The following is a 7469-nucleotide window of genomic DNA, read 5'->3' on the forward strand; positions in this document are numbered from 1 at the left end:
ACTGCCGTCGATGAAGAGCCCTAGCCGACCCCTCCACCACCGTCCGCACTGAGAGAGGCGCCGGTGAGGTATGTGAGTTCAGGGGACGCCATCGCGACCGCGAATATCGCAATCTCTTCCGGTGTCGCCATACGCTTTAATCCGCGGAGATTGGTCTTGCCCCATTGAGCGGCCGCAACTCGCCAGAGTTCATCCGGCATCGCATCAGTTCCAGCCAATCGGCGAATGAACGCCGTATCTGTCACGCCGGGCAAGATCGCGTTCACCCGGATCCCTCTGTCGGCATAGTCGAGGGCTGCCGAGCGCACCATGCCGATCAAGCCTGTTTTGGTCGCGGTATAGACGCTCCGTTGCGCCGACGTGTAATTTGCGACCATGGATGATGTCACAAGGATAACTCCGCCTCCCCGCTCGATCATGCGCGGGATTTGATGCTTCATCGCCAGGAAGACGCCGCGCAGATTTGTGTTGACCACATCATTCCAGTCCTCGAGCGCGAACTCATGCAGCGGCTTCTCGATGCTGATCCCTGCGTTGTTGAAGGCGATGTCGATTCCTCCGAATGCTGCGACGGTCTGCTCCACGAATGCTGCAACATCCTTCTCTTCGCGAACGTCCGCGCGCACATAGAGAACCTTGCCTCCGGCACGCTTGATCTGATCCTGAACTTCACGGCCGAGGGCTTCTCGCCGGCCACAAAATGCTACACTGGCCCCCTCGCGAGCGAAGCGCTCCACGGCAGCCTTACCAATTCCCGACGTGCCGCCGGTCACGACAACGACCTTGTCGGCGAAGCGCTTATCCGGCGCAAGCGCAACGACGCGTGGCTGCGCGGCATGCGCGGCCATCACACCACCAACCAATCCTGCCGCGGCACCCGCAGCAACTCCGCTGGCAGCGCTGATCAACAATCGACGGTCAATGCTAACAGGAGGCGTTTCAGTGGGCATGGACACTTCCCTCGAGAACGGGCTGATGTTGACGGTGTCAACTTACTCCTAACGTGAAATATGATCATTGTCAACATTACCCCCACGGCGTTAGATGACGATGGTTCGCAGTATCAGGAGGTCGTCATCAACAAGCCGTACCATCATGGTGACTTGCGCGCGGCGCTTCTCGCCGCAGCAGCGGATTTGCTTGACCGGGAAGGTGCGGAAGGAGTCTCGCTGAGAGCCGTGGCGCGCGCGGTCGGCGTATCGCAAACGGCGCCGTACAACCATTTCGATAGTAAAGAGGCGCTGCTTGTTGCTCTTGCAGCCGAAGGGTTCAGCGCGTTGCGACGGTCGCAGCAGCAAGCCTTGGCGACGCTGGCTGCAGGGTCGAATGCACTTGAGGCACTCGGTTCGAACTATGTGAGTTTCGCGACCGAAAAACCGCAGCGCTATCGCTTGATGTTTGGCTTGGGGCTCAAGGACCGCAGCATGCTTGCCGCTGTCGCCAAGGTCAAGCGCGCCTCTTTCGAGCCCCTGCACACTGTTCTTCGCGCACGTTCAGTCAACCTCGATCCGGCGACGCTCGATGCCGAAGCCGTCGCAGCCTGGGCCTTTGTCCATGGCCTTGCGAGTCTCGTCATCGACGGTTCACTTCGGGATGATGCTGCAGCAGGGGCGACCTCATTGCGTGTGCGCCGGGCCATCGCGACATTCGCACAGAACCTTGGTTGAGTGCTCACGAACTGCTCGGCTCCGCGGAGTTGGGCTATGCCCGTGGGCCTACCCATTATTGCGCGGTCAAATCTCCGCGGCGCTGATAGCGCGCCGGAAGCATCTCACGTCAGGCGATGCATTCAACGGATCAGCTCGATCCGGAGGAATGCGTGATGCGTTGCCCGTGACCGACCGATCGAACTCCAGAACTGCCTTCAGTAATTATCTGCTGAACCGCGCTCGCGCAGAAAGCTGCCGGCGCGCTATGCGGCCGTCGTCACGCCACTGACGCTCTCGGTGCTGATGACGTCCGTCGTCTGCGCCATCGCCACGCTGAAGAGCCTGGGACCGACGCAGGCATTCATCGCGACTTGGCCCGCAGCCGGGCTATCTGCTAGCTCGTGGCGTTCCCTAACTGCCTCATCCACCGCTGTCGTCCCGGACAAGCCACGGCGTGCGACAGCGCGCCGTGGCGCTGATCCGGACCCATACGCCGCGGCCGTCGTGATGGGCCAAATGCCGACGACCAGCGTGCCTCGAACCGCTCCCTGGGGGTATGGGTCCCGGCTCAAGGCCGGGACGACGGCGGTGGTTGCGGCTGCCGTAGGGTGGGTAAAGCGGACGCCGACGCGGCCGCGTGCCCACCGTCTTGCGGCGGACTCGCTGGCATGGTGGTGGGCACGGCGCGGGTGACGTTCCGTTGAATTTATCAGCGGGGCGCGCCTTTGCCCACCCTACGGCCTATACGCTCAGCGCGGCCTCATTCACCCAGCCCACGCGCCACCACCTTGCGCATCACGTTCGGCAGCGCCTCGCCGTCGAGCGTGGCGATCTTCACCCAGCGCATGCCGGCGGGCGCGCGGGTGCGGGCCGGCACTGTTGCGGTGTAGACCACGAGCTCCAGCGGGAAATGGGTGAAGACGTGGGTGACGACGCCGAGCTTGCGGTGCCAGCGTTTCACGCCGCTCACGTCCGGCGCCTGCGCGAGTGCCTCTTCATCCTCCTGGCCGGCCAGCCACTCCGAGCCGGGGACCTCGGTCATGCCGCCGAGCAGGCCCTTGGCGGGGCGCGAGCGGACCAGCAGTTCATCGCCTCTGACGACCACGAAGGCGGCGCCGCGGCGGAGCGTGCCGGTCTTCTTGGCGGCCTTGCGCGGGAACGTCTCCTGGTCGCCGTGCTGGCGCGCGGCGCAATCCTCGTTCAGCGGACACAGCACGCAGGCCGGCTTCTTCGGCGTGCAGATGGTGGCGCCGAGGTCCATCAGGGCCTGGGCGCTATCTCCGGCGCGGGATGGGCCGAGCAGGGTCGCAGCGAGCGCCTGGATCTGCGGCTTGGCCTGCGGCAGCGCCTCCTCGACCCTGAACAGCCGCGTCGTGACGCGCTCGATGTTGCCGTCGACCGGCATGGTGCGGCGATCGAACGCGATCGCAGCGATCGCGGCCGCCGTGTACGGGCCGATGCCGGGCAGCTTGCGCAACCCCTCCTCAGTGTCCGGGAACACGCCGCCATGCTCGCGCAGGACGGTCACGGCGCAGGCGTGCAGGTTGCGGGCCCGGGAGTAATAGCCGAGGCCGGCCCACATCCGCAGTACGTCCTCGAGATCGGCGTTGCCGAGCGCGGAGACATCCGGCCAGCGTGCCAGGAATTTCTCGAAATACGGCCCGACCGCCTTCACCGTGGTCTGCTGCAGCATGATCTCCGACAGCCAGACCCGGTACGGGTCCGAGCGCTGCCCGGCCGGCGCCCGCCACGGCAGCCGCCGCCGGTGACGGTCGTACCAGGCGAGCAGTTGCGCCGGGCGCTCGGCGGAGCCGGCGTCGTGCTGGTGTTTTCGAGAAGCCTTAGGGTGAGCCACGCCTCTTCAATAAAGCGAAAACAAGGACTGGACCAGCGCACCGGTCTGGAAGTCCCCAGCTCAAGCAGCGCAACAGAATGTCCTCGCCTTCTATGACGCCGCGCGTTATGCTCCGTCATGATCCAGAGCTTCGCGGATCGCGAGACGGAGCTGATATGGAGCGGCCGACGGAGCCGAAGATTGCCGTCCGACATTCAGGATGTCGCACTTCGCAAACTTCGTCTTCTTAATCAGGCCCGGGTTCTCGACGATCTCCGAGTGCCGCCAGGGAACCGGCTCGAGGCTTTGAAGGCCGACCGCGTCGGGCAACATTCGATCAGGATCAACGATCAATGGCGAATTTGCTTCGTCTGGGATGATGGAGGACCGGCGCATGTCGAAATCGTCGACTACCACCGCTAGAATCAATCTGCTGCACAATCCCCATCCCGGCGAGATCCTGCTGGAGGAGTTCCTCAAGCCGATGGGACTGAGCCAGAACGCGCTGGCGCGCGCCGTTCATGTGCCGCCGCGCCGAATCAATGAAATCGTGCTCGGCAAGCGCGACATCACTGCGGACACCGATCTGCGCCTCGCCCGCTATTTTCGTGTCTCCGAGGGCTTCTTCCTGGGTCTTCAGATGGACTATGACCTCATGCAGCGGCGGCGCGAGATTGCCCCGGACCTGAAAGCGATCCGTCCGCGCGCCGCGTGACGGCAGCGAGAAAGCATCATGGCAAAGCCCGGCCGCCTCACCGCAAAACCCCTCGCGCTGATGATGGGCGACGTGCTGACGGCCGCCTATGCCAAGCAGGGGTTTGCGGCGCGCGAACTCGTCACGCGCTGGCCGGAGATCGCCGGGCGCGAGATCGCCGAGCATGCCCAGCCGCTGAAGATGCAGTGGCCGCGGCCGGTCGAGGGCCAGCCGCAGGAACCGGCGACACTCATTCTGCGCGTCGAGGGGCCGATGGCGCTGGAGATCCAGCACTCCTCGGACGTGATCCTGGAGCGCGTCAACCGCTTCTTCGGCTGGCATGCGGTCGGCAAGCTGGCGCTGCGCCAGGGCCCGCTGACCCGGCCGCCGGTGAAGCGCCGCCCGGCGCCGCCCGATCCGAAGAAGGTGGCCAAGGTGGCCTCGACCCTGACCGCGATCGAGGACGACGCGCTGCGCGATGCGCTGGCCAGGTTGGGCGCCGCCATCAAGCGAAATTGACGTTCGCCGTTTGATCCGCGATTGCGGCCCGGCATTGCCTCTAGCTGGGTTTCAAGCTAGCGAAAAGCCGAGTTACGAGGGTTTCAGGCGCGTGACGCGCCCACTTTGGAGCAGAGCCTTGATCATCACCCGCCGCGCCTTCACCGCCGCCCTGTCGCTGACCGGCCTCGCCGCGCTGGCCGGCTTCTCGCCGCTGCGGCTGATCTCGGACGCCTTCGCGCAGAGCGCCGCCGACGTCGCCAAGCCGCAGTCGCTGCCGGACATGGGCTTGGGCCCTGCGGATGCCGCGGTCACGATCGTCGAATACGCCTCAATGACCTGCCCGCATTGCGCTGCCTTCAACGCCACCGTTTTCCCCAAGCTGAAGGCGGAATACATCGATACCGGCAAGATCCGCTACATCTTCCGCGAGTTCCCGCTGGACATCAAAGCCGCCGCCGGCTCGATGCTGACGCGCTGCATCGCCAACGGCGACGCGCAGAAGTATTTCGCGGTCACCGACATGCTGTTCCGGTCGCAGAACGACTGGGTCGTCAAGAACACCACGGAGACCTTGACCCGGATCGGCAAGCAGGCCGGCCTCAGCCAGCAGCAGGTTGAAGCCTGCCTGAAAGACCAGGCGCTGCTCGACAAGATCGCCGCCGACCAGAAATATGCCAGCGACGTTCTTAAAGTGGATTCGACGCCGACCTTCTTCATCAATGGCGAGAAGATCAAAGGCGAATCCTCGATCGAGGAGTTTCAGAAGCGCATCAACCCGCTTCTGAAGAGCTGATTCGACTCAGTGAGTCCCATGAGACACAGTGCGGCCCCCTCGTGGGGCCGCTTTCTGTTTGAGGGGAAGATGGCCGCGAGAAAGCCTTGGAAAAGCAGGCCCGGCGGGTTGCCCTCACGGACCGGCCTCGCCATTGTCCCGCCCTCAGAATGAGGCGCAACGGCGACTCAGTCCACATTGACATTGCCATCCATGGTATTGTCGGGGCTGGGAGATTCGTCTCCCGCCAACAGAGAATCTGTGCATGAAACTCACGCGTCTTCGTCTTCACGGTTTCAAGACGTTCGTCGAACCGACTGACTTCGTGATCGAACCCGGCCTCACCGGCGTCGTCGGTCCGAACGGCTGCGGCAAGTCGAATCTGGTCGAGGCGCTGCGCTGGGCGATGGGCGAGACCTCGCACAAATCGCTGCGTGCCGCCGACATGGACGCGGTGATCTTCTCCGGCTCGAACACGCGGCCGTCGCGCAACCACGCCGAAGTGGTGATGACGATCGACAACAGCGATCGCACCGCGCCGGCCGCCGTGAACGACCGCGACATTCTCGAGATCTCGCGCCGCATCGAGCGCGAGGCCGGCTCGGTCTATCGCATCAACGGCCGCGACGTGCGCGCCCGCGACGTGCAGATCCTGTTCGCCGACGCCGCGACCGGCGCGCGTTCGCCGGCGCTGGTCCACCAGGGCAAGATCGGCGAGATCATCCAGGCCAAGCCCGAGCAGCGCCGCCGCGTGCTCGAAGACGCCGCCGGCGTCGCTGGCCTGCATGCGCGCCGCCACGAGGCCGAGCTGCGGCTGAAGGCGGCCGAGACCAATCTGTTGCGCGTAGAGGACGTCATCGGCCAGCTCTCCGGCCAGATGGAAGGCCTGCGCAAGCAGGCGCGCCAGGCGATCCGCTATCGCGAGGTCGCAGCCAAGGTGCGCAAGGCCGAAGCGACGCTCTATCATCTGCGCTGGATGGGCGCGCATGCCGACCTCAACGACGCCGCGCATGTGCACGATGTCGCCGTGCGCGAGATGGCCGAGCGCACCCGCGAGCAGGCCGAATCGGCGCGCATCCAGGCGATCCGCTCGTCGCATCTGCCGGCGCTGCGCGAGGCCGAGGCCCGCGCCGCGGCGACGATGCAGCGGCTGAAGAACGCCCGCGACCTGCTCGACCGCGAGGAGGTGCGCGCCAAGGAGCGCGCTGGCGAGCTCGACCGCCGCCTGATGCAGCTCACCGCCGACGTCGCGCGCGAGCAGCAGCAGAACCAGGACGCGCAGGTCGCGCTGCAGCGTCTGGAAACTGAAGACGCGGAGCTGAAGGAGGAGATCAAGGCGCGCGTCGAGATGCGCAGCGGCGTCGACGAGCGCGTCGCCGAGGCCGAGGCGCTGCTTCTCGAAACCGAGCGCCAGTTCACCGAGCTGACGACGCAGCTCGCCGATCTCACCGCACGCCGCAACCAGCTCGAGGCCAACGTCCGCAGCCATCGCGAGCGTCTCGCCCGGCTCGACCAGGACATCGCCAATGTCCGCGCCGACGAGGAGCGGCTGGCGCAGGAGACCGCCCATCTCGGCGATCTCGACACGCTCGCCGCCGCGCTCGAAGCCGCCGAAGAGGCCGAGGCGCAGGCCGAGGCCGCAGTGCAGACCAACGAGGCCGCGCAGGCCTCCGCGCGGCAGAAGCTCGAAGCCTCGCGCGCCCCGCTTGCAGAGGCTGAGAAGCGCGCGCAGCGGCTGGAGACCGAGGCGCGCACCATCTCCAAGATGGTGAACAGCGAGACCAAGAATCTGTGGCCGCCGATCATCGACGGCGTCACGGTCGCCAAGGGATATGAGAAGGCGCTCGGCGCCGTGCTCGGCGACGATCTCGACGCGCCGGTCGATGCCTCCGCGCCGATGCACTGGACGGTTGCCGGCGCCGAGGTCACCGACCCCGCTCTGCCCGATGGCGTCGAGCCACTGGCTGCGTATGTGCAGGCGCCGCCGGAGCTGTCGCGCCGTCTTGCCCAGATCGGCGT

The 7469-nt window shown here is 65.5% G+C and carries 8 protein-coding genes; 6 read left to right on the forward strand and 2 right to left on the reverse strand.

The annotated features are described in order from the left end of the window. Nucleotides 1-20: 20 nt before the first annotated feature. Nucleotides 21-950: an SDR family NAD(P)-dependent oxidoreductase gene (locus BRAS3809_RS16820; RefSeq protein WP_139017370.1), complete on the reverse strand. Its 930-nt coding sequence runs from the start codon at nucleotides 948-950 to the stop codon at nucleotides 21-23. Between the two features lie 60 nt (nucleotides 951-1010). On the opposite strand from BRAS3809_RS16820, the gene BRAS3809_RS16825 reads away from it, so the two are divergent. Continuing rightward, nucleotides 1011-1667, forward strand: a complete 657-nt coding sequence (locus BRAS3809_RS16825; protein WP_008963309.1) for a TetR/AcrR family transcriptional regulator — start codon at nucleotides 1011-1013, stop codon at nucleotides 1665-1667. A 742-nt stretch (nucleotides 1668-2409) separates the two neighbouring features. Here the strand turns inward: BRAS3809_RS16825 and mutY are convergent. Continuing rightward, nucleotides 2410-3504: an A/G-specific adenine glycosylase gene (mutY, locus tag BRAS3809_RS16835; RefSeq protein WP_008963310.1), complete on the reverse strand. Its 1095-nt coding sequence runs from the start codon at nucleotides 3502-3504 to the stop codon at nucleotides 2410-2412. Between the two features lie 117 nt (nucleotides 3505-3621). On the opposite strand from mutY, the gene BRAS3809_RS34915 reads away from it, so the two are divergent. From BRAS3809_RS34915 to BRAS3809_RS16860, 5 genes are all read left to right on the forward strand, one after another. Further along, on the forward strand, nucleotides 3622-3906 hold the full coding sequence (locus BRAS3809_RS34915; RefSeq protein WP_083839114.1) for a type II toxin-antitoxin system RelE/ParE family toxin: 285 nt from the start codon (nucleotides 3622-3624) through the stop codon (nucleotides 3904-3906). Continuing rightward, a complete protein-coding gene (locus tag BRAS3809_RS16845) occupies nucleotides 3878-4198 on the forward strand; it encodes a HigA family addiction module antitoxin (protein ID WP_008963312.1) in 321 nt (106 codons plus the stop codon). The genes BRAS3809_RS34915 and BRAS3809_RS16845 overlap by 29 nt, the downstream gene beginning before the upstream one ends. 18 nt (nucleotides 4199-4216) lie before the next feature. Next, the gene (locus BRAS3809_RS16850; RefSeq protein WP_008963313.1) at nucleotides 4217-4696 is read left to right on the forward strand and encodes a DUF721 domain-containing protein; all 480 of its coding nucleotides are present in this window, start codon (nucleotides 4217-4219) and stop codon (nucleotides 4694-4696) included. A gap of 118 nt (nucleotides 4697-4814) precedes the next feature. After that, nucleotides 4815-5471: a DsbA family protein gene (locus BRAS3809_RS16855; RefSeq protein WP_008963314.1), complete on the forward strand. Its 657-nt coding sequence runs from the start codon at nucleotides 4815-4817 to the stop codon at nucleotides 5469-5471. Between the two features lie 244 nt (nucleotides 5472-5715). Then, nucleotides 5716-7469 (forward strand): chromosome segregation SMC family protein (locus tag BRAS3809_RS16860; RefSeq protein WP_035656522.1); only part of this gene is annotated, 1754 nt, incomplete at its 3' end.

It is taken from the genome of Bradyrhizobium sp. STM 3809 (assembly GCF_000239795.1).
In the GTDB taxonomy this organism is placed as follows: Bacteria; Pseudomonadota; Alphaproteobacteria; order Rhizobiales; family Xanthobacteraceae; genus Bradyrhizobium.

What these genes read in the sequence shown, in the direction of transcription:
- BRAS3809_RS16820 (WP_139017370.1), bottom strand. Translation starts at nt 950, where the DNA reads ATGCCCACTGAAACGCCTCCTGTTAGCATTGACCGTCGATTGTTGATC.
- BRAS3809_RS16825 (WP_008963309.1), top strand. Translation starts at nt 1,011, where the DNA reads ATGATCATTGTCAACATTACCCCCACGGCGTTAGATGACGATGGTTCG.
- BRAS3809_RS34915 (WP_083839114.1), top strand. Translation starts at nt 3,622, where the DNA reads ATGATCCAGAGCTTCGCGGATCGCGAGACGGAGCTGATATGGAGCGGC.
- BRAS3809_RS16845 (WP_008963312.1), top strand. Translation starts at nt 3,878, where the DNA reads ATGTCGAAATCGTCGACTACCACCGCTAGAATCAATCTGCTGCACAAT.
- BRAS3809_RS16850 (WP_008963313.1), top strand. Translation starts at nt 4,217, where the DNA reads ATGGCAAAGCCCGGCCGCCTCACCGCAAAACCCCTCGCGCTGATGATG.